This is a genomic window from Rhodopseudomonas sp., assembly GCF_013377015.1.
GTDB lineage: Bacteria > Pseudomonadota > Alphaproteobacteria > Rhizobiales > Xanthobacteraceae > JARJEH01.
The window spans coordinates 1,286,386-1,306,146 of the sequence record NZ_JACABA010000002.1; the positions used below are offsets into that span (position 1 = coordinate 1,286,386).

The 19,761-nt window shown below is 65.2% G+C and carries 18 protein-coding genes; 11 read left to right on the forward strand and 7 right to left on the reverse strand.

Features of this window, described 5'->3' with window-relative positions; genetic code table 11:
• Positions 1-51 precede the first annotated feature (51 nt).
• Together HXX15_RS14555 and HXX15_RS14560 are read left to right on the forward strand one after the other, a co-directional pair.
• Positions 52-855, forward strand: a complete 804-nt coding sequence (locus HXX15_RS14555) for an SDR family NAD(P)-dependent oxidoreductase (protein ID WP_296516769.1) — start codon at positions 52-54, stop codon at positions 853-855.
• A gap of 49 nt (positions 856-904) precedes the next feature.
• Positions 905-1,630 (forward strand): tetratricopeptide repeat protein, encoded by a 726-nt coding sequence (locus tag HXX15_RS14560; protein WP_296516964.1) that lies wholly within the window; start codon positions 905-907, stop codon positions 1,628-1,630.
• A gap of 4 nt (positions 1,631-1,634) precedes the next feature.
• Here the strand turns inward: HXX15_RS14560 and HXX15_RS14565 are convergent, their stop codons facing one another.
• Together HXX15_RS14565 and HXX15_RS14570 are read right to left on the reverse strand one after the other, a co-directional pair.
• Positions 1,635-2,252, reverse strand: a complete 618-nt coding sequence (locus HXX15_RS14565) for a hypothetical protein (RefSeq protein ID WP_296516770.1) — start codon at positions 2,250-2,252, stop codon at positions 1,635-1,637.
• Positions 2,253-2,345: 93 nt separating this feature from the next.
• Positions 2,346-2,564, reverse strand: a complete 219-nt coding sequence (locus HXX15_RS14570; protein ID WP_296516771.1) for a ChaB family protein — start codon at positions 2,562-2,564, stop codon at positions 2,346-2,348.
• A gap of 170 nt (positions 2,565-2,734) precedes the next feature.
• Here HXX15_RS14570 and ftsH point away from each other — a divergent pair, with 170 nt between their 5' ends.
• The 4 genes from ftsH to HXX15_RS14590 all read left to right on the forward strand — a co-directional run bounded on the left by ftsH (position 2,735) and on the right by HXX15_RS14590 (position 9,336).
• The gene (gene ftsH, locus HXX15_RS14575) at positions 2,735-4,576 is read left to right on the forward strand and encodes an ATP-dependent zinc metalloprotease FtsH (RefSeq protein ID WP_296516772.1); all 1,842 of its coding nucleotides are present in this window, start codon (positions 2,735-2,737) and stop codon (positions 4,574-4,576) included.
• A gap of 148 nt (positions 4,577-4,724) precedes the next feature.
• Entirely contained in the window at positions 4,725-6,764 is a 2,040-nt protein-coding gene (locus tag HXX15_RS14580) for a protein-L-isoaspartate(D-aspartate) O-methyltransferase (RefSeq protein WP_296516773.1), read from the forward strand.
• 285 nt (positions 6,765-7,049) lie between these two features.
• A complete protein-coding gene (locus tag HXX15_RS14585) occupies positions 7,050-8,168 on the forward strand; it encodes a helix-turn-helix transcriptional regulator (protein WP_296516774.1) in 1,119 nt (372 codons plus the stop codon).
• 49 nt (positions 8,169-8,217) lie between these two features.
• Positions 8,218-9,336, forward strand: a complete 1,119-nt coding sequence (locus HXX15_RS14590; protein ID WP_296516775.1) for a helix-turn-helix transcriptional regulator — start codon at positions 8,218-8,220, stop codon at positions 9,334-9,336.
• A gap of 339 nt (positions 9,337-9,675) precedes the next feature.
• On the opposite strand, the gene HXX15_RS14595 is transcribed toward HXX15_RS14590, so the two are convergent.
• A complete protein-coding gene (locus HXX15_RS14595) occupies positions 9,676-10,443 on the reverse strand; it encodes a sulfite exporter TauE/SafE family protein (protein WP_296516776.1) in 768 nt (255 codons plus the stop codon).
• Positions 10,437-10,730 (reverse strand): hypothetical protein, encoded by a 294-nt coding sequence (locus HXX15_RS14600; protein WP_296516777.1) that lies wholly within the window; start codon positions 10,728-10,730, stop codon positions 10,437-10,439. Before HXX15_RS14600 ends, HXX15_RS14595 begins: the two co-directional genes overlap by 7 nt.
• A gap of 271 nt (positions 10,731-11,001) precedes the next feature.
• Between HXX15_RS14600 and HXX15_RS14605 the strand changes: the two genes are divergently transcribed.
• The 4 genes from HXX15_RS14605 to HXX15_RS14620 all read left to right on the forward strand — a co-directional run bounded on the left by HXX15_RS14605 (position 11,002) and on the right by HXX15_RS14620 (position 14,503).
• On the forward strand, positions 11,002-12,912 hold the full coding sequence (locus HXX15_RS14605; RefSeq protein ID WP_296516778.1) for a propionyl-CoA synthetase: 1,911 nt from the start codon (positions 11,002-11,004) through the stop codon (positions 12,910-12,912).
• 110 nt (positions 12,913-13,022) lie between these two features.
• Positions 13,023-13,286: a hypothetical protein gene (locus HXX15_RS14610; RefSeq protein WP_296516779.1), complete on the forward strand. Its 264-nt coding sequence runs from the start codon at positions 13,023-13,025 to the stop codon at positions 13,284-13,286.
• A gap of 160 nt (positions 13,287-13,446) precedes the next feature.
• Positions 13,447-14,136, forward strand: a complete 690-nt coding sequence (locus HXX15_RS14615) for an OmpW family protein (RefSeq protein WP_296516780.1) — start codon at positions 13,447-13,449, stop codon at positions 14,134-14,136.
• Positions 14,137-14,284: 148 nt separating this feature from the next.
• Complete coding sequence (locus HXX15_RS14620) at positions 14,285-14,503, forward strand: alkylphosphonate utilization protein (protein WP_296516781.1); 219 nt, start codon at positions 14,285-14,287, stop codon at positions 14,501-14,503.
• 9 nt (positions 14,504-14,512) lie between these two features.
• On the opposite strand, the gene HXX15_RS14625 is transcribed toward HXX15_RS14620, so the two are convergent.
• The gene (locus tag HXX15_RS14625) at positions 14,513-14,689 is read right to left on the reverse strand and encodes a hypothetical protein (protein ID WP_296516782.1); all 177 of its coding nucleotides are present in this window, start codon (positions 14,687-14,689) and stop codon (positions 14,513-14,515) included.
• Between the two features lie 279 nt (positions 14,690-14,968).
• Here HXX15_RS14625 and HXX15_RS14630 point away from each other — a divergent pair, with 279 nt between their 5' ends.
• The gene (locus HXX15_RS14630; protein WP_296516783.1) at positions 14,969-15,598 is read left to right on the forward strand and encodes a class I SAM-dependent methyltransferase; all 630 of its coding nucleotides are present in this window, start codon (positions 14,969-14,971) and stop codon (positions 15,596-15,598) included.
• 108 nt (positions 15,599-15,706) lie between these two features.
• Here HXX15_RS14630 and HXX15_RS14635 read toward each other — a convergent pair whose 3' ends face one another.
• Positions 15,707-17,371, reverse strand: a complete 1,665-nt coding sequence (locus HXX15_RS14635) for a potassium channel protein (RefSeq protein ID WP_296516784.1) — start codon at positions 17,369-17,371, stop codon at positions 15,707-15,709.
• Between the two features lie 81 nt (positions 17,372-17,452).
• Complete coding sequence (locus tag HXX15_RS14640; protein ID WP_296516785.1) at positions 17,453-19,726, reverse strand: ATP-binding protein; 2,274 nt, start codon at positions 19,724-19,726, stop codon at positions 17,453-17,455.
• Between the last annotated feature and the right edge of the window lie 35 nt (positions 19,727-19,761).

Here is a 19,761-nt window from a genome sequence, read left to right on the forward strand (position 1 = left end):
TTTCGGGTTACAAGCGGCGGGCAATTCAAGAACAAGCGGGACATCGATCACATGCATCGTCTGAAGGGCAAAGTCGCGCTGGTGCTCGGTGCCGGTTCGATCGGGCCGGGCTGGGGCAATGGCAAGGCCACCGCGGTGACCTTCGCGCGCGAGGGCGCGCACGTATTCTGCGTCGACCGCAACGGCACGGCCGCGCAGGAAACCGTCGACATCATCATTTCAGAAGGCGGCATCGCCTCCGCCTTTACCGCCGACGTGTCGCGCGGCGACGAGGTCGACGCGGTGGTGGCGACCTGTCTGCGCAGCTATGGCCGGATCGACGTGCTCGACAACAATGTCGGCATCGCCGAGACCGGAAGCGTGGTCGAGGTCTCGGAAGCGGACTGGGACCGGGTGTTCGCAGTCAACCTGAAGAGCGCCTTCCTGGCGATGAAGCATGTCGTTCCGGTGATGCAGCGGCAGGGCGGCGGCTCGATCATCAACATTTCCTCGGTGGCCGCGATCCGTCATCTCGGCATCTCCTACGTCACCTATGCGGCTTCCAAGGCGGCGATGAACGCGATGACGCTCACCAGCGCGGTGGAATTCGCGAGCCAGCACATCCGGGTCAACTGCATCCTGCCCGGGCTGATGAAGACACCGATGGTAGCGCACTCCGCCGGGCTGGTGGCGAGTTACGCCAGGGGCGACGTCGAGGCGATGTGGCGCGCGCGCGACGCCCAGGTGCCGATGGGTCACATGGGCGAGGCCTGGGACGTCGCCAACGCCGCGCTGTTTCTGGCTTCCGACGAATCGAAATACATCACCGGGATCGAACTGGTGGTCGATGGCGGGCTGACGTTGAAGGTGAGTTAGTGTCGGCCCGATGCACGCCGTATTCTCAGCGCTGATCTTCATCACCGCCATGCTGCTGGCATCCGTGCCGGCGGCGCGCGCCGCCAACAGCGAGCCGGCGGCGGACCTCAGCGTCGACCCGGCGCCGTGCCTGGCCGCCGCGGCTGCCTCCGACGACGCCGACAGGATCATCGCCACCTGCGGCGCGTTGATCGACAACGACAAGACGGCGAAGCCGGACCGCATCAAGGCGCTGATCGCGCGCGCCGGCGCCTACCAACGCAAGGACATGATCGACCGCGCCATCGGCGACGACGACGCGGTGCTGCGGCTCGATCCGCTGCAGCCCGATATCCTCAACGCCCGCGGCGAGCTCTGGCGCAAGCAGGGCGACCGGCGCCGCGCGCTGGCGGATTTCGCCGCCGCGCTCCGGCTCGATCCGGATCATTTGGCGGCGCGCAGCAACCACAAAACGCTGGCGCAGGAGCTGGAGCGGCTCGGCGCGCTGCTGGCGGTCGCCGGCAAGCCGAGCTTCAATTGCGCCACCGCCAAGCGCGCGGTGGAAAAGGCGATCTGCGCCGATCCCGGGCTCGCCGCTCTCGACCGCGAGATCAACGCGATGCACAGCCTGGTGCTGCGCGAAGCCGCCGGCAAGCCGGCCACAGCGCGCGCGCTGCAGCGCGCGCAGGAGGAATTTCTGGCGGCGCGCAACGCCGCGTTCGGTCGCGCCGGCTACGATCTGAAAGCCGCGATGCAGGCCCGGCTGAAGCAGCTGACCGGCGTCGATGGTTACTAGCGGATCACGGCTGCGCGCCGCTGTCGCTGCGCTCCAGGCTGTTGCCGAGGTGGGCGCCGACCGGGCCACTGACGACGGAGGGCGCCGCCGGAGTGGTGGCAGCGCCGAGCCCGGGCACCGTGGCCTCTGCCTCGGGGCCTGGCCCCGGCGACGGGGCGGCGATCACGCTCTGCCATAGCCGCCGGATGTTGAGCTGGGTTTCCACGGCGACGAAGCAGTGACCCTCGCGGTCGAAGCCGCAGAAGCTGGCGCGGGGATCGCCACGCACCCGCCCCAGCGCCTCGTTGATCATGTTGATGCAGGCGATCACCTGTTTTGCGTCTTGCAGCCTTGTATGATGGGCAATGTCGAGCAGCCGGAACGCCGCGAGTTGCGCCTGCGGCACAGCGAGGCCCGCCCGGCCGAATTCGAAGAACACGTTGACCGCGGGCAGCACGCCCTGAATTTGCGCGAGGATCGCCGCCACTTCGTCGGCGCTGCATGACGCCAGATGCTCGCTCTGCGGCTCGGCCGCGGGTTGGATCTGCAGCCCGAGCGAGGCGATCACCTCGCGCTCGATCCACTGTCGCACCTCCTGCGGCGCCTGGCGGATCTGCTCCGAATTCAACGTGATTCCGATCATGATGGGTCTTTCTCCATTGCCGCTATCCGACACGGTCGCGCCGCCACGGTGTTGATCGGGATCAAGCCGACCACTGATCGCGCCGTCGCCGGCTCAGTCCGCCCGCGGCACCCAGCGGTCGCCGATCTTCTCGTATTTGCGCTTCACCGCCGCCCAGGCGACCCGGTGGGTGATTTCCTCGCGCTCGGCCGGTGTGCGGTCGTCATATTGCCGCCACGCGGCATTGAAGGCGCCGCGATAGATTTCCAGCGCGTGCAGCGGCAGACGGTTCCGCAGCGTGGCGGGGAGATCCTCGACCGAGGCATAGGGCATGCGCTACATCCCGGCATCGTGACGGACAATGACAGCCTAGGGCATCGCGGCGTCGTCGGCTTGATTCAGAGCAAGCCGTCGCGGGGCGGGGCGGGTAACAATATCCGGTTGATCGACCTATACGGGCGACGCCACGGTGGCGGCGAACCAGCGGTGGAATGGAGAAGCGCATGGAATCCGATCCGTCATCGCGCAAGCAGACTGTGGCCATCGGCTATTTCGTCGCCGCCGGCATCGCCATGCTGTTGCTGCAATGGGCCTTGGCGACCTACGGTCAGATCGACACCATCCCCTACAGCCAGTTCGAGCAGTTGGTCGACCAGGGCAATGTCGCCGAAGTCTCGGTCGGCCAAGACATGATCCAGGGCAAGCTCAAGGACAAGCTGCCGAGCGGAAAATCCGCCTTCGTCACCGCCCGCGTCGATGCCGCGCTCGCCGAGAAGCTCGCCGCCAAGGGCGTGACCGTCACCGGGGTGCCGTCCGGCGGCCTGATCCAGACTGCGCTGTCGTGGGTGGTGCCGGCGCTGATGTTCTATCTGCTCTGGATCTTTTTCGGCCGCCGCCTCGCCGACCGCCAGGGTTTCGGCGGGCTGATGTCGATCGGTAAGTCGCGCGCCAAGGTCTATGTCGAGACCGACGTGAAGGTGAGCTTCGCTGACGTCGCCGGCGTCGATGAGGCGAAATTCGAGCTGCAGGAGGTGGTGTCCTTCCTCAAGGATCCGACCAGCTACGGTCGGCTCGGCGCCCATGTGCCGAAGGGCATCCTGCTGGTCGGGCCGCCCGGCACCGGCAAAACGCTGCTCGCCCGCGCGGTGGCCGGCGAGGCCGGGGTGGCCTTCTTCTCGATTTCCGGCTCGGAATTCGTCGAGATGTTCGTCGGCGTCGGCGCCGCGCGAGTGCGCGACCTGTTCGAGCAGGCGCGCAAGGCGGCGCCCTGCATCATCTTCATCGACGAGCTTGACGCCCTCGGCCGCAGCCGCATGCCGGGTGGCTTCGGCGGCACCGACGAGAAGGAGCAGACCCTGAACCAGCTGCTATCCGAGCTCGACGGCTTCGATCCCAGCGTCGGCGTGATCCTGCTGGCGGCCACCAACCGGCCGGAGATTCTCGATCCGGCGCTGCTGCGCGCCGGCCGGTTCGACCGTCAGGTGCTGGTCGACCGGCCCGACCGCAGCGGCCGGGTGGCGATCCTCAAGGTCCACATCCGCAAGATTCAGGCGGGCAAGGACGTCGATCTCGACAAGATCGCGAGCCTCACCGCCGGATTTACCGGCGCCGATCTCGCCAACCTGATCAACGAGGCCGCGATCGCGGCGACAAGGCGCCGCGCCGGCGAGGTCGGCTTCGACGACTTCACCGTGGCGATCGAGCGCATCGTCGCCGGCCTCGAAAAGAAGAGCCGGGTGCTCAGCAAGGCGGAGCGCCGTCGCGTCGCCTATCACGAGATGGGCCACGCGCTGGTCGCGGCGAGCCTGCCGGGGGTCGACCCCGTGCAGAAAGTGTCGATCATTCCCCGCGGCGTCGGCGCGCTCGGCTACACCATGCAGCGCCCGACCGAGGATCGCTTCCTGCTGACTCAAAGCGAACTGAACAACCGGATCGCTGTGCTGATGGGCGGCCGCGCCTCGGAGCAGCTGATCTTCGATGGCGATGTCTCCACCGGCGCCGCCGACGACCTGCAGCGCGCCACCGAAATCGCGGTGGAGATGGTGACGAAATACGGCATGGACGGAAAAGTCGGCCAGCGCACCTATGCGCCGCGACCGCAGAGTTTCCTGCCGGCGATGCAGGACACGGTCGTCAGCGCCGCCGAGGCCACCGCGCGCGAGATCGATCTGGCGGTGCGCGATCTGATCGAGGCCGGCGGCGCCAGCGCGCGCGAGATCCTGGAACGCCGCCGCGGCGATCTCGACGCCGGCGTCCAACTGCTGATCGCCAAGGAGACGTTGACCGCGGAGGAGTTCACACCGCTGCGCGCGACCCCGCGCGCCGCTGAGAAGCTGGACGCGTGAGGATCCTCGCCGGCGGAAAATGACGCTGAAGATGGCTTCCTGCGTCCGTGCGTTGCGTTGTTGACTTCGATCAACCTGTCGAATCCGGTCCGCCGCTAGGCTTTGAAAAAGCGAAGTCTTTCAAAGTCAAAATGGTGCGGAGGCCGTCATGGGATCTCGGAGCCCGGAGCAAGACCAGCCTGGCAAGTCGAAGCCGTTCGCTTCGCTCCGCGACGAAATGGTCGCACGCAACATTGCGGCGCGCGGCGTCCGCGACGAGCTTGTTCTCGATGCGATGCGCAAGGTGCCGCGCGAGCTGTTTCTGCCCGAAAATATGCGCGAATTCGCCTATGAGGATGCGCCGCTGCCGATCGCCGGCGAGCAGACCATTTCCCAGCCCTATATCGTCGCCTTTATGGCGGAGGCCTTGCTGCTGAAGGGCGGCGAGAAGATCCTCGAGATCGGTGCGGGATCCGGCTACGCCGCCGCGGTGCTGTCGGAGATTGCCGCCCACGTCTACACGGTCGAGCGTCTAGGCCAATTGGCGGAGAAGGCCGCCGCGACATTGGCCGACCTCGGCTACGACAATGTTCATGTCTCGCATGGCGATGGCACGCGCGGTTGGCTGGAACATGCGCCCTACGATGCGATCGTCGTTGCCGCGGGGGGACCGCAGGTTCCGGAATCGCTCAAGGCGCAGTTGAAGATAGGCGGCCGGCTGGTGATTCCTGTCGGCGCCGATCAGCGCACCCAGGAACTGGTCCGGGTCACGCGCATTTCCGAGAACGAATATCGCAGCGAGGATCTCGCGGATGTCCGCTTCGTGCCGCTGGTCGGTGAGGAGGGCTGGGCGGGTCCGAAGCAAGACTCGGCGCGCGTGCACCGGCCGCTGAAGCCAGTCACTTCCGAACACGACATGCTGGTCCGACAGCTGGCCGACGCCGCGGAACCGTTCCCGTCGATCGAAGGCGCCGACCTCAATCCGCTGATGCAGCGGATCGGCTCGGCCCGCATCGTGTTGCTTGGCGAAGCCTCACACGGCACCTCCGAATTCTACCGGATGCGCGAGCGCATTACCCGCGACCTGATCGTCAAGAAAGGCTTTCGTTTCGTCGCGATCGAAGCCGACTGGCCCGACGCCGCGCGGGTCGATCACTACGTCCGGCACTTCCAGTTCCCGCCTTCGGAATGGACGGCGTTCGCGCGGTTTCCGACCTGGATGTGGCGCAACAACGAAGTGCGGGACTTCGTCAGCTGGCTGCGCAAGCACAACGGCACGGTGGAGCGAGACCAACGCGTCGCGTTCCACGGGCTCGATCTGTACAGCCTGTATGATTCGATCCGCTCGGTTCTCGACTATCTCGACGAGGTCGACCCGAAATCCGCGAAGGTGGCGCGCGAGCGTTACGGCTGCCTCACGCCCTGGCAGCGCGACCCGGCGACCTATGGTCATGCCGCGCTGACCGGCTCCTATCCGACTTGCGAAGCCGATGTGGTGCGAACGCTGACCGATCTGTTGGCAAAGCGCCGGGCCTATGCCGAGCATGACGGCGAACGGTTCCTCGACGCCGAGCAGAACGCCCGCCTGGTCGCCAATGCCGAGCGCTACTACCGGATCATGTATTACGGCTCGCGGGCCTCGTGGAATCTGCGCGACAGTCACATGTTTGCGACGCTGCAGAACCTGCTGGCGTTTCACGGTCCGGACAGCAAGGCGGTGGTCTGGGCGCACAATTCCCATATCGGCAATGCCGCGGCGACCGAAATGTCCGAGCGCGGTGAGCATAATCTCGGGCAACTCTGTCGCAAGGAGTTCGGCGATCAGGCTTATCTGGTCGGGTTCGGGACCCATGACGGCACTGTCGCCGCGGCAACCGAATGGGGCGGGCCGATGGAAATCAAGACGGTGCAGCCGGCGCTGCCGAACAGTTACGAGCAATTGTGCCATGCCACCGGGCTGGCTCGCTTCATGCTCGGCTTGCGCGGTCGCCCTGAGCTGATCGGCGCGCAGGGCTTGGGCAAGCCGAAGCTGGAGCGCGCGATCGGCGTGATCTACCGGCCTGAGACCGAGCGTGCCAGCCACTATTTCCAGGCAGTGCTGCCGAAGCAATTCGATGAATATATCTGGTTCGACAGCACAAGCGCGGTCACGCCGTTCGACACCAAGGAGCTGGCAGGGCTGCCTGATACTTATCCGTTCGGGGTGTGAGCGCCCGCGCCCCCTGTGCGGGACGGCGATGCTGGTGCCTGCGCCGGGCGTCACGGCAGCGGCTCCCGACGATGCCGAGAGGATCATCCAGGCGCGGCTGAAGCAGCTAACCGGCGTGGACCGGTATTAAGATGCTCTTGGCCAGCAAGTCCTGTTCCGGACAAGCATTGACACGATTTTTCACGCTGCCTAGCCTGCGCCTATTGCAGTTACGAACTAGTTCTATCTTGAGGAATATGCACGCTTGGCCGTGGCGCCTTGCGGTGGGCTGGAATCGGAATTGGAATGCAAGACGCTTTTGTCGCGGCCGTCGAGGCCATCTACGATGCAGCCCCCGAACCGTCGCGTTGGCCGATCGCATTGCAGGCGATCGCCGACGTCACCGGCGATGTCGGAACCGTGCTGTCGTATCAGCGCGACGATGGCGGTTTCGGCGCGATCGGTTCGCCCAGCATCGATGCGTTGATGCGCGAATATGCCGAAACCTGGGGCGGCAGGGATCTGCGGGCGCTTCGCGGCGTCGAACGCGGCGTCTTCATCGCCAAGGACGCGGTGACAGATCGCGACGTCGTCTCCGAGCACGAAATGGATACCCACCCGTTCTACGGGATGCTGGCGCGGCACGGCCTGCGCTATTTCGCCGGCATCCCGATTTCGCCGGACCCTCATATTGTCGCGTCGATCGCGGTCCAGCGCGCGATCGACCGGCCGCCGTTCAGCGACGACGAGATGGTTGCCGTCACCCGGCTCGGCCGGCATTGCGAGAAGGCGCTGCGCCTTAGTCTGCAACTGATCAATCTGAAGATCGCCGAGCAGGGATTGGGGGAGGCGCTGGGGCGCGTCGGGATCGGGGTCTTTGTCCTCGATTCGCTGGCGCGGGTTCTGTTCGTCAATCCGGCAGGCGCCGCATTGAAGGAATATGGGCTCAGCGTTTCCAATGATCGGCTCAAGATCTGGGCCTGCCCGGAGCGCGGCGACATTGAAGCCGCGATCGAACAGGCGGTTTCAAGTCAGGGCGCCGCGCGCGCCATCGCGGCGCGATCCATGGTGGTGAGCCGCGCCGACGGACAGCGTTCGCTGGCGCTTCACATTTTGCCGGTCGCGTCAGGAGATCGGCCGGAGGAGCGGATCCTCACCCACGCCAGAGCGATCGTGCTGGCGATCCAGCCGGATATCGGCGGCCCGCCGGACCCGGCGCAGGTGCGGGACGTGCTCGGCCTCACCCTCGGCGAAGCGCGGGTGGCGGCGTTGGTCGGCTCCGGACTGGCGCCGCGCGAAGCCGCGGTAAGGCTCGGGATCGGCGAGGAAACCGCGCGCACGGCGCTGAAACGGGTATTTTCCAAGGTCGGCGTGTCGCGGCAGAGCGAGCTCACCGCGCTGCTGACCAGGCTGGTGCTGCGCTAGAGGCGAAACTCGCGGATATTGCCGTGTTCAATGGATCGAGCGGTTCAGAATGGGAGACAGCTTCTCGACGGCCGTCGAAGCGATCTACGATGCCGCGCCCGATCCGTCGCGCTGGCCGATGGCGTTGCAGGCGATCGCCAACGTTTTCGACGACGTCGGCGCCAATTTGCTCTGGCGGAAAGACGATCAAAGCTTTGGCGTGATCGTCTCACCCGGTCTGGAATCCAGCATGGCCGATTACCAGGCCAACTGGTGGAGTTGCGATATTCGGGCCAGCCGCTCGTCCGAACGGTTGGCACTGCATTCCGGATGGGCCTTGACCGACCGACATGTCGCTTCGCCTGACGAGATCGAGAATCATCCGATCTACACCGATTTCCTCGCTCGCCATGGGTTGAAGTGGGTCGCGGGGACATTCATCTCCCCGAACTTCAATACGTTCGTGTCCCTGAATGTGCAGCGCAGCCTGAACAAGCCGCCTTTCAGCGACCATGAGTTGGATACGCTGGTTCAGCTTGGAGCAGTCGCGGAAAAGTCGCTGAGATTGTCGCTGCGGCTGCTCGACACCGAACTCAGCAATCTTGGTCTGACGGATGCGCTGGCGCGAATCGGCGTCGGCGTGTTTGCGCTGGATTCACTCGGCCGCGTTGTCTTTCTCAACGCCGCCGCCGAGCGATTGCTCGGCGTCAATCTCAGCATCAGGGATGGCAAACTTCGGATTGCCGATTCATCGTCGAGACCGGCGATCGAGGCCGCGATCAGGCGAGCCTTGAGCGTCGAGAAGGATGCAGGCCAGACCGTCGAGCCCCTCATTCTGCATCGCTCGTCGTCCGAACGGCCGCTGGTTTTCTACCTGTTGCCGATTTCATCGGCGGTCCGTCCGGTCGAACAGTTCTTGACCCAAACGCGGGCTATCCTGCTGGTGATCGATCCGAAAGCCGGCGAGCCCGCCGACCCCGCTCTGGTCCGCGACGTGTTCGGCCTCACCCTCGGCGAAGCGCGGGTGGCGGCTCTGGTCGGTTCCGGCCTGCCGCCGCGCGAAGCCGCGGTAAGGCTCGGGATCGGCGAGGAAACCGCGCGTACCGCGCTGAAGCGGGTGTTTTCCAAGGTCGGCGTCTCGCGGCAGAGCGAACTCACCGCGCTGCTGACCAGGCTGGTGCTGCGCTAGGCAAACACGCGTATCCCACCCCAAATGGGGGCTGACGGCACAGGCCGCGACCCGCACAGTCACGCGGAGCCTGGAGTCCGTCAATGATTAGACCGCGCCCCTATCGCCCCTCGTCGCCGGGGTCCTGGCGACCGCATGTCATGGTGGCGTTGCCCACCAGCAATCCTGATTCGCGCACACGTTCGGACGGTGTCGCCAGGATGCCCCCACGTCCGAGCGTCCCCGCTGCGGGCGATCAGTTGCTTGCCATTGCCGCGTTCTGCGCGGCTGGTTTGCTGCTGTCGCTCGCGGCGGTAGCGACCGGCTGGTACGTCGCCTGGTAAGCACGTCGCGCCGCGCTCACGATGAAAGCCCTTTGAGCAACAATCCGGCGCCTGACGCCAGCACCACCAGCAGCACGATCTTCTTGAACGCCTGCTCGTCGATCATGTCGCGCAGCTTCTGCCCGAAGAACATCCCGACCGCCACCGGCGCCAGCGCCAGCGCCGAGATCGCCAGATCGACCCAGTCGAATTTATAGCTCGACGCCAGCGTACCGGCGAGCAGCGCCGCCGACAGCACCAGGAACAGCGACGCTTCCTTGGTGAAGTCCTTGCCGCGCAATCCTTTCGACAGCAGAAAGGTGAATACTAGCGGGCCGGGCATCGCGGCGACGCCACCGAGCGCGCCGCCCAGGAATCCGGCGGCGATTCCGACCGGCATTTGCAGGCTTTCGCGCAGCCGGAATTTCGGTGCCAGCAGGGTGAGCACTGCGACCAGCATCACCGCCATCCCCGCGACGGTCTTCGCCACCGATGGATCGGACTTCAGCAGGACCAGCACGCCGATCAGAATCCCCGGCATCATTCCGACCAGCACCGGAATCAGGCGAACAAGGCATTCGAGCGTCTCGCCGCCTTCCAGCGCCTGGGGGATGTTGCTGAGCACCAGGGGCACGGTCAAAAGCATCACCGCCGCTTTCACGTCGATGAACATCGACACCAGCGGCAGCGCCACGATCGGCATTCCGACGCCGATGATGCCTTTCATCAGGCCCGCGACGATCAGGCACAACATCACCATGACGATGATCGTCAGCGAGGAGGACGACAGGATCTCGGTCAGCATGAATTTCCTTTCCTCGCCGGGGAGTTCGATGTTGCTGCGCCGGCATCGGGGCGAGCGGCCTGCGGCCGGTCGCGCATGCCCCGGTAGTAGGCCTCGGCGCGCGGCGCCGGCAGCGACAGCAGAAGCTGCATATCGAGTTGCCGCTGCGCGCTGCGGCGCCAAGCTTGTATGACGCGTTGCAGCAGGCTGACCGCGGGCATGTCCGCGGCCTGCGGCGATGGCGTTCGCGCCAGTTTGCGCGGTGCGTTCCGGTCCGTCTTGATCAGCCTGAGGTGTTGCTGTTGCATGGCAACGGATCATGCCGATCCGCTTTTCGCGGTCATCCCCCATTTGGGTCATTGTTTCCGCAGCGCCGGACGGGGCGGCATGTGGCCGGAGACGGGTCTTTTGAAAGATGTTATTCGTTGGATCAGGCGGCGGTCATCGTCTGCGGTCTTCGGTTCTCCGGGCCTCGGTGCCCCGAATTTCCTTGATTAGGAACAAAGGCGGGGTTGTCATGCCCGGCTAAAAGCGGGACATGGCGGCAAACCGCCGGCGATTTTTTGGGAGCGCGACGCCATGACTATCCATGACCAAAGCCGCTATCACGAGGTTCATGCCCGCTCGCTCGCCGACCCCGAGGGGTTCTGGGCCGAGGCGGCGCGCGAGATCGACTGGATCAAACCGGCCGACAAGGTGTTCGACGGTTCATTGGGCCTGTATGGCCGCTGGTTCGCCGGCGCGCTGGTCAACACCTGCTACAACGCGCTCGACCGCCATGTCGCCGGTGGCCGCGCCGACCAGCTCGCGCTGATCCACGATTCGCCGCTGACAAACAGCATCACCAAATACACCTATGCCGAAATGCTGCACGAGGTCGCCACCATGGCGGCGGTGATGCAGGATTTCGGCGTCGCCAAGGGCGACCGCGTGCTGCTCTATATGCCGATGGTGCCGGAAGCGATGGTGGCGATGCTGGCCTGCGCCCGGATCGGCGCGGTGCATTCGGTGGTGTTCGGCGGCTTCGCGGCGAAGGAACTCGCGACCCGGATCGACGACGCCAAGCCGAAGCTGATTTTCTCCGCGAGCTGCGGCATCGAGCCCGGCCGCATCGTGCAGTACAAGCCGCTGCTCGACGAGGCGATCCGGCTGTCCAGCGCCAAGCCGGGCGCCTGCATCATCCTCGAACGCCCGCAGCAAAAGTGCGAGCTCACCGCCGGCCGCGACCACGACTGGAGGACGCTGCGCGACGCCGCGATCGCCGCCGGCAAGAAGGCGGATTGCGTCGCCGTCGAGGCCACCGACCCGCTGTATATTCTCTACACCTCCGGCACCACCGGCAAGCCGAAGGGCGTGGTGCGCGACAATGGCGGCCATCTGGTCGCGCTGAAATGGTCGATGTTTAATCTATACGGAGTCAAGCCCGGCGAGACCTGGTGGTGCGCCTCCGACATCGGCTGGGTGGTCGGCCACAGCTACATCATCTACGGGCCGCTGATCCACGGCGCGACCTCGATCATGTATGAGGGCAAGCCGGTCGGCACGCCGGACGCCGGCGCGTTCTGGCGGGTGATCTCCGAACACAAGGCGGTGGCGCTGTTCACCGCGCCGACCGCCTTCCGCGCCATCCGCAAGGAAGACCCCGAAGGCACCTTCATTCGCAAATATGATCTGTCAAAACTGCGCACGCTGTTTCTGGCCGGCGAGCGCGCCGATCCGCCGACGGTGGAATGGGCCGAGCAGCAACTGAAGGTGCCGGTGATCGATCACTGGTGGCAGACCGAAACCGGCTGGTGCATCGCCGGCAATCCGGTCGGGCTCGGGCTGTTGCCGGTGAAGCACGGCTCGCCGACGGTGCCGATGCCGGGCTACAAGCTCGAAGTGGTCGATGAGGGCGCCAAGCCGGTGCCGGCCGGCACCATGGGCTCGATCGTCATCAAGCTGCCGCTGCCGCCGGGCAATTTGCCGACGCTGTGGGAGCAGGACGAGCGCTGCCGCGAAAGTTACTTCGCCGACTATCCGGGCTACTACAAGACCTCCGACGCCGGCTATGTCGACGAGGACGGCTACGTCTTCGTGATGGGCCGCACCGACGACATCATCAACGTCGCCGGCCACCGGCTCTCGACCGGCGGCATGGAGGAAATCCTCGCATCGCATCCCGACGTCGCCGAATGCGCCGTGCTCGGCATCAACGATCCGATCAAGGGCGAGGTGCCGTGCGGCTTGATCGTGCTGAAATCCGGCGTCACCCGCGACCATGCCGAGATCGAGAAGGAGATCGTCAAGCTGGTGCGCGACAAGCTCGGCCCCGTTGCGGCGTTCAAGCTGGCGATCACCGTGCCGCGGCTGCCGAAGACCCGCTCCGGCAAGATCCTGCGCGGCACCATCAAGAAGATCGCCGACGGCGACGCCTGGGCGATGCCCGCCACCATCGAGGACCCCAAGGTGCTGGACGAAATCACCGACGCCCTGAAGGGGCATGGCTGAGGACTGACAAAGGCCGGATTCCTCGTTAGAAGTTGTCATTCCGGGCCTGCGGCTCCAGCCGGCTGTCGCCGACTGAAGCACATCCCGGAATGACAAATTTGAGGACTCTGATGCCACTCACTTCGAAGCACCTGTTCGCGCTGGCGCTCGTAGCGCTGTCGCTGTCTGGCTGCGCCTCGCGCCGCGAAGCGTCGACGGCCAATCTCGGCGACGACGACGAATTCTGCCAGGGCAAGGGTGTCGCGGTCGGCTCGCCCGACTATGTCGCCTGCCGCAAGGATCGCGACGTGCAGCGGCAGAACGCGCAGGGCCGTACCGACCGCGCCCAGCGCAACCTCGGCGAATACATGCTCAACAACCCGAGCCGGCCGTAGCGTCACGGCGCAGGCCTTGTGTCTGTGAGGCAACAGGTGCGGCGTGATCGGCACCGTTGCTTTTCCAATTTGATCGAGATCAACCCTTCGCACCCCCTTCGGGCGTTCGTGCCTGACCAGTCGGCCGAGCTCGTTCGCGCTGACAAGATTAGGGTCTCTAATGAAAACAACAATAACATCCGTGGCTTCGTCGCTCCTGGTGGCGGTTGGCCTGACTGGATTTGCCGCCGTCGCGCAGGCGGCCGATCTGCCCGCCGCGCCCTACTTCAAGGCGCAGCCGCCCGAAGCCTGGAATCCCTGGATGATCCGGCTCCGCGCCCTCGGCGTCGTGACCCGTGATTCCGGCTATGTCGATCAGGTGCCGGGCTCGGGCCTCAAGACCACCGATTCTTTGGTTCCCGAACTCGATATCTCCTATTTCTTCACCCGCAACATCGCCGCCGAACTCATTCTCGGCGTCACCAAGCATTCCGTCAGCGGCACCGGTACGCTGACCGGAATCGACGTCGGCAAGGCCTGGCTGCTGCCGCCGACGCTGACCCTGCAATATCACCTCACCGATTTCGGCGCGTTCAAGCCCTATGTCGGCGCCGGCGTGAACTACACGTTCTTCTTCAGCCAGAGCGCGGCAGGCGGCGTGGTGACGGCCAGCAAGCTGCACGACACCGCCGCCCCCGTGGCGCAAATCGGCTTCGACTACATGCTCAACAAGAACTGGGGCTGGAACGTCGACGTCAAGAAGGTGTGGCTGCGCCCGTCTTGGAACGGGGTCGCCGGCGGGCTTCCGGTCACCGGCAAGGTCAATCTCGACCCGTGGCTGATCGGCACCGGCATCACCTACAAGTTCTGATCGTCAGCGCAGATGCGGGGCGGATGCAAATCCGTCCCGCGTCCTGCTTTTCAGTGGGGCCGGGCCGATTGCGTTCGTGCTTGAGTTCGGCTTTGGTGCCGCGCAACGCAATGCCAACACCGCGCGCGGGCGCGATCGGGAACATTACATGGACATCAAGGTCAGAGACTCCAACGGCGCGCTGCTCGCCGAGGGTGACACCGTCACGCTGATCAAGGACCTGAAGCTGAAAGGCTCCTCCACCGTGCTGAAGCGCGGCACCGTGATCAGGGGCATCCACCTCACCGACGACCCCGCCGAAATCGAAGGCCGCACCGACAAGGTCAAGGGCCTGGTGCTGCGCACCGAGTTTCTGAAGAAGGCGTGAGGGAAGCCGTCAGTGCAGCGACCGTCCGGCGCTGCAGGCGTGGCCGCAAATCACCGCAGTCTGCAGTCGCTCGACCTCGAATTCCAGGCGTGCGTTGACCAGCATCAACGCGCGCAGCGCGCCTTGCACGCTGCCGTCGCACGCCGCGACGATTTCCTCGATTTGCTTGTCCAGCTTGTTACCCACGGCCCATCCCCGATTACCCATTGTCCCGACCGCATCTCCACCCGCGATTGAGGCGGAATTTTCATCCGAATTGGGCGTCAATGGGGTGACGGAATCGGGGCCGACTTGTCCCCGGTGTCCACAGGCCAATGGCATACAGCCGGTGCAGTGACAACGTCACAGACGATGGCGCCTGCCGGCGGCTACGCGACAGCATCGATATGCTTGCCAACGAGGGCCGGTCGATTTGCGCGCGCAGATCTAACCCCATCTTTAGCCGTCAGGCTGGAAAGACCCGCGATGGCCAAGGCCAGACACGTCAAGTTCTGGGACAGGATCGCCGAGCGCTACGCCGCGCGGCAACTCAAGGACCCGGCCGCCTACGAGGCGATGCTGGCCGCCGCCGCCGCTCGGCTGCGCCCCACCGACCGGGTGCTGGAAATCGGCTGCGGCACCGGCTCGACCGCGATCCGGCTCGCGCCCCACGTGGCGGAGTGGATTGCGACCGACTTCTCGCCCGAGATGCTGCGGATCGCGCGCGCCAAGCCCGCGCCGGACAATCTCCGCTTCGTCCTCACCGACGCGCACAGCGCTTTCGACGGCGGCCCGTTCGATGCGATCGCCGCATTCCAGGTGCTGCATCTGGTGGACGATCTCCCCGGCACGCTTGCACACATCCACGCGCATCTGAAACCCGGCGGGCTGCTGATCGCCAAGACCTGGTGCTTCGCCGATATGGGGCTCGCGCTTCGCGGCCTGTTCGTCGTGCTGCGCAGCATAGGCTTGTTCCCGCCCGTCAACGCGCTGACCAAGATCGCACTGCGCCAGAGCATTCTGGACGCCGGCTTCAGGATCGAAGACGAGCGCATCTTCGGCGCCAACCCCCACGGCCCCTACATCGTGGCCCGCAAGCCCGGCCCGCTCAATTAGGACAAGGTCAAATCCGCTCAGGAGCATGTTCGCCACAGCTCACTTCCCCAGCCCGAATTCCTTGGCAATTCTTCTCCAGAGCCGATCTTCCGGTTCGATCCGATCGCTTTAGGCCCAGGTCCGAGCGTGGGACCGCCGCAGCAAGCCTTGCTGGGTGGCTTCAGCCGCCGCCGAACCCGCACACAGCAACTGATCTCCGACCAGCAGTTCAAAATCCGGGTCCGGAAGCTCCACGATGGTGGTGGCGCGCAGCACCCTGAGAATCACCACGGGGTGCCGGCTCCCTTGCGATCCGGCCTCTTTGGTGAACCTGTCTTTCGCCAGATCGTCGATGGTCATCGTTCGCTGCTGATCGCCATCCAGAAAGGCGAGCAGGCCCGGCGCCTCGTGACGATCGAGGGTCACGCTCCAGAACCGCGGCGTTTCGTTGCCCACCGCGTCGCGCAAGCGTTCGGACAGCGCGTAGGCCCACAAATCGTCCTTGGCTCGGATTGCGTCGAGGAAGTCGGCAAGCAGCGGGGTACGAAGTGCCGTGATGCATTGGTTGGCGATGATCTCGCTGGGGACCATCGTGATATTCGCAGCAAATTTCGTGAACAGCATTTGGCTCGAGCGGAGATTGCGCCTCGCAATGATGAAGATGTCCGGCTTGAGCCGGCGGGCCGCGATCCCGATCGCCAGATTCTCGGCATCGTCGTCGGTGCCGGCGACGATGCCGGATGCCTTGTCGATGCCGGCTTCGCGAAGAACGGCGATGTCGGCGCCGCGGCCTCTGATGGCGTGATGGCCCTCGACCCGTGAGCCGGCCGGATCGACCACGGTTACGGTAAAGCCGCCCTGCTGAACGGCAGCCACGACTTCGTGGCCGAACCTGCCGTAGCCGCAAACGATCCAATGCCCGGGCGCGACCGGAATCCGGGCTGGAGAACTTGGAAACAGATAGGCGCCCGGCGCGCTGGTCAGCCAGGTGATCAGCCGGTAGACGTCCGGCGCCCGCATCGCGAGCGCCAGATGCCCGCCGAATTCGCGGAACGGATTGATCACCCGGAAGGTGCCGAGCGAAGCCATCGAGCTGGCGATCTCCGGCGTGTCGGCTCGTCCGATCACCGGAAGCCCCGGGCGCAAGATGGAGGCGGAGATCGCGGCGGCCAAATTGGCCTCGTCGTCGTTGCACAGCGCCAGCACGCCCTTGCATTCCGGCTTCAGCAGGCCCGCGGCCGTCAGTGTTTCGGGGGATCTGGCGTCGGCCACAATGGCGGGCACGTCGTTCGACTGACCGTCGATCTCGAGCTGCTGAATTTTGCGTTCGTCCTTGTCGATCACGGTGACGCGGCAGCCGAGTTGCTGGAGCGCACGGACGACGGTCATGCCGGTGTCGCCAAGACCGCAGACGAGATAAAACGGTTTGGCAATCCGGGCGACGGCCCGGCGAAACCTTCGGTCGACCAGCGCCTGCTGGAATGCCTTCTCCTGGACGAGGCTCAGCAGAGAACCGAGCAGATAGGCCCACCCCACCACCGACAGATAGATGATCGCCGTCACGAACACGCGCTGCTGGTTGGTGAAAGCGTGGGGAAGCTCGCCGAAACCGATCGTGGTGGCGGTGTAGGTGACGAAATAGAACGCCTCGAACAGCGTCATTCGCCAGGGCCGGCCTTCGGCGTCGACGCCGGGGATCAGGACAAGCCCCAGCGTCGACAGCGCGAACACCAGGGCGATCAGGATCAAGGGAGCGCGCAGCCGCCGCAGCGTGATGAACGTGACGTTACCCACCGACACGCTCCCGAACGCCGGTACCGGTGACGGCAGCGATTGCCGGATCGAGCGAACCAGTTTCCGGTTGATAGGGTTTGATCATGGACGGATGTCGTCATCGGGGCTGAGGGTGAAGTAGAAGGTCGAGCCATCGCCGGGCCTGGATTGGACCCAGATGCGGCCGCCGTGACGTTCGATGATCTTTCGCGTCATCGCCAGGCCGACGCCTGCGCCTCCGCCGTATTGTTCAGGTTCATTCAGACGGTGAAACATCTGGAAAACAAGCTGCTGATCGGTCTCCGCGATGCCGATTCCATTGTCCCGGACATAGTAGCGGGCCGGATGGCCTTGCTCGACGCCGATCTCGATCCATCGCGCGGGTTTGTCGTTGTACTTGATCGCGTTGGCGATCAGATTGGCGAACACCTCGCTGACCCATTCGCGGTTGCAGGTCGCCGAACCCAGCGACGCTGGACGGCGGACTTCGATGTTGTGCTCGGCGAGCTGGCGGGCGAATGGGAGCAGCGCCGCATCGACAATGGCATCCAGATCCACCGTCTGCAGCGATAGCTCGGATCGACCAATCTCCGCCTGCTCGAGCAGGGCGTCGACGAGACTGTCCATCCGTTGTGTCAGCTTCAGGATGGTCGCGACCTGCTGCTGGCCTTCCTCGTCGAGCACGTCTCCCTGTCGCCGTCGCAGCGCCGTCGTGAGGTGGTGGATGCCCCTCAAATGTTCCTTGAGTTCATGGGACGCGGTGTCCGCGTAGCGGCCGAGTTCGGATCGCGAGGCGCCAAGCTCGCGGCTGATCCGTTCGACCCTGGTCGCGCGTTCGGCGATGATGTCGCCGATCGCCGCGGCGAGGCGGACAACCGCTTCCTTCTCGTCCTCCCGCCAGGGAATCGAGCGGTTCCTGACGCTCTCCTTCCACAGCGCAAACGAATTCCTCGGCCTTAGCCGCAACATGCCGTCGGATTCGCTGACTTCGACCGGCTTGTGGGGATCTCCGGCCCACGCAACGGTCTCGACCTGCTCGGGACGAAACCACAGCACGAATTCCGGCAGCTTCGGCGAGATCCGGACCGCCAGCACGCCGCTGGCATCGCGGGCGAATGCCTGGCCCGGCTCGTAGAGCGATGACAGCCGGTCGGTAGTGAACAAAGGCGATGCACGGTCCGCAAGCCAGCGAACGAGGTCGCGGACCTGGTCGTGCGACGGTGTCTTGCCGGTCGACGTGACGTCGTGATCCGAAACGAGCGCCAAGCCGCCGGCCTCGACCCGGGTCGCGAGCAGTTGCAGCGTATCCGGCGCGCGCAGCGCCTTGACGACGTTGGCCTCGACGGCGAGCGCCTGGATCAGCCGCTCCGATGTGGCCTTCATCGCCTTGATCCGGCCGAACAGCTCGGCGTCCTCCTTGGCGGACATCAGCAGAGACAATGTATGAGCCAGGAATTCGGCCGCCATGCGGGTCTCGTGCGTGAGGTGGCGCGGCGCAGCGTGGTGCATGGCGGAGATCAGCCCCCAAAGCTTGCCCTCCTTGACCAGCGGCATCACCAGGGTCGAACGCACACCCATGTTCTTGAGGTAGCCGGTGTACATCACCGAAACGCTGCGCAGGCTGGCGAAGCTCATATCCACCGGGCCGGAGGCCGGGCGGTTCGTCGCCGCGATCATCGGCACCGGAGTGTAGTCCACATCCGGCAAATGCCGCACCCAGCTCAGCGAAAACAGCCGCCGCGCCGGGGCCGGGATATCGCTCGCCGGATAGTGCAGCCCGAGATAGGGCTCGAGGTCGTCGCGCCTGGCCTCGGCGACGACGTGTCCGCTGCCGTCCTCGTCAAAACGGTATGCCATCACCCTGTCGTAGCCGGTGAACGCACGAATCCGTTCGACCGCGACGTCGAAGAAGTCCTTCAGGCCCTTGACGTCCTGCAGCCGCGCAAGATCGGCCCGCACCTGCGAATAGAGATTGGGAGCGGCGCCGGCGGCGGAGGACTTCTCCAGTTCGAGGATGATCAGTCCGCCGCAGCGATGGGCGAACAGATTGAAGCCTCGCTCGGTTCCGACGAATGACTCGCGGGCGATCGTCACCGGCCCGCTGTCGAGCGGCATCCGGTGCAGCGTCTCCGTGAGATTGCGCCAGGACGGGCCCAGCACCGCGGCGATCGTCGAGCCGACCACGGCGTCCGGCGGTTTGCCGAGGAAGTCGGCGCAATTGGCGCTGGCGTGCAAAATGAGGTTCGACTGGTCGTCGACCGTGAGCATGGCGCCGTGCGGCTGGATCGCGTCCGGAAACTGCACCAGCTCGCGGTCGCACGTCGAAAGGTCGACATTCCTTGCAGTGACGATGTCATCGGCCTTGGCTGGATCCATGGCAATCCCTCGCTGCATTTGCCTCGCCAGCCGTC

Bases quoted from the DNA above. Each gene is read 5' to 3' on its own strand.
- ftsH (WP_296516772.1), top strand. From the start codon at position 2,735: ATGGAATCCGATCCGTCATCGCGCAAGCAGACTGTGGCCATCGGCTAT.
- HXX15_RS14640 (WP_296516785.1), bottom strand. From the start codon at position 19,726: ATGGATCCAGCCAAGGCCGATGACATCGTCACTGCAAGGAATGTCGAC.
- HXX15_RS14595 (WP_296516776.1), bottom strand. From the start codon at position 10,443: ATGCTGACCGAGATCCTGTCGTCCTCCTCGCTGACGATCATCGTCATG.
- HXX15_RS14585 (WP_296516774.1), top strand. From the start codon at position 7,050: ATGCAAGACGCTTTTGTCGCGGCCGTCGAGGCCATCTACGATGCAGCC.
- HXX15_RS14605 (WP_296516778.1), top strand. From the start codon at position 11,002: ATGACTATCCATGACCAAAGCCGCTATCACGAGGTTCATGCCCGCTCG.
- HXX15_RS14630 (WP_296516783.1), top strand. From the start codon at position 14,969: ATGGCCAAGGCCAGACACGTCAAGTTCTGGGACAGGATCGCCGAGCGC.
- HXX15_RS14610 (WP_296516779.1), top strand. From the start codon at position 13,023: ATGCCACTCACTTCGAAGCACCTGTTCGCGCTGGCGCTCGTAGCGCTG.
- HXX15_RS14620 (WP_296516781.1), top strand. From the start codon at position 14,285: ATGGACATCAAGGTCAGAGACTCCAACGGCGCGCTGCTCGCCGAGGGT.
- HXX15_RS14570 (WP_296516771.1), bottom strand. From the start codon at position 2,564: ATGCCCTATGCCTCGGTCGAGGATCTCCCCGCCACGCTGCGGAACCGT.
- HXX15_RS14615 (WP_296516780.1), top strand. From the start codon at position 13,447: ATGAAAACAACAATAACATCCGTGGCTTCGTCGCTCCTGGTGGCGGTT.
- HXX15_RS14565 (WP_296516770.1), bottom strand. From the start codon at position 2,252: ATGATCGGAATCACGTTGAATTCGGAGCAGATCCGCCAGGCGCCGCAG.
- HXX15_RS14555 (WP_296516769.1), top strand. From the start codon at position 52: ATGCATCGTCTGAAGGGCAAAGTCGCGCTGGTGCTCGGTGCCGGTTCG.
- HXX15_RS14590 (WP_296516775.1), top strand. From the start codon at position 8,218: ATGGGAGACAGCTTCTCGACGGCCGTCGAAGCGATCTACGATGCCGCG.
- HXX15_RS14580 (WP_296516773.1), top strand. From the start codon at position 4,725: ATGGGATCTCGGAGCCCGGAGCAAGACCAGCCTGGCAAGTCGAAGCCG.
- HXX15_RS14600 (WP_296516777.1), bottom strand. From the start codon at position 10,730: ATGCAACAGCAACACCTCAGGCTGATCAAGACGGACCGGAACGCACCG.
- HXX15_RS14560 (WP_296516964.1), top strand. From the start codon at position 905: ATGCTGCTGGCATCCGTGCCGGCGGCGCGCGCCGCCAACAGCGAGCCG.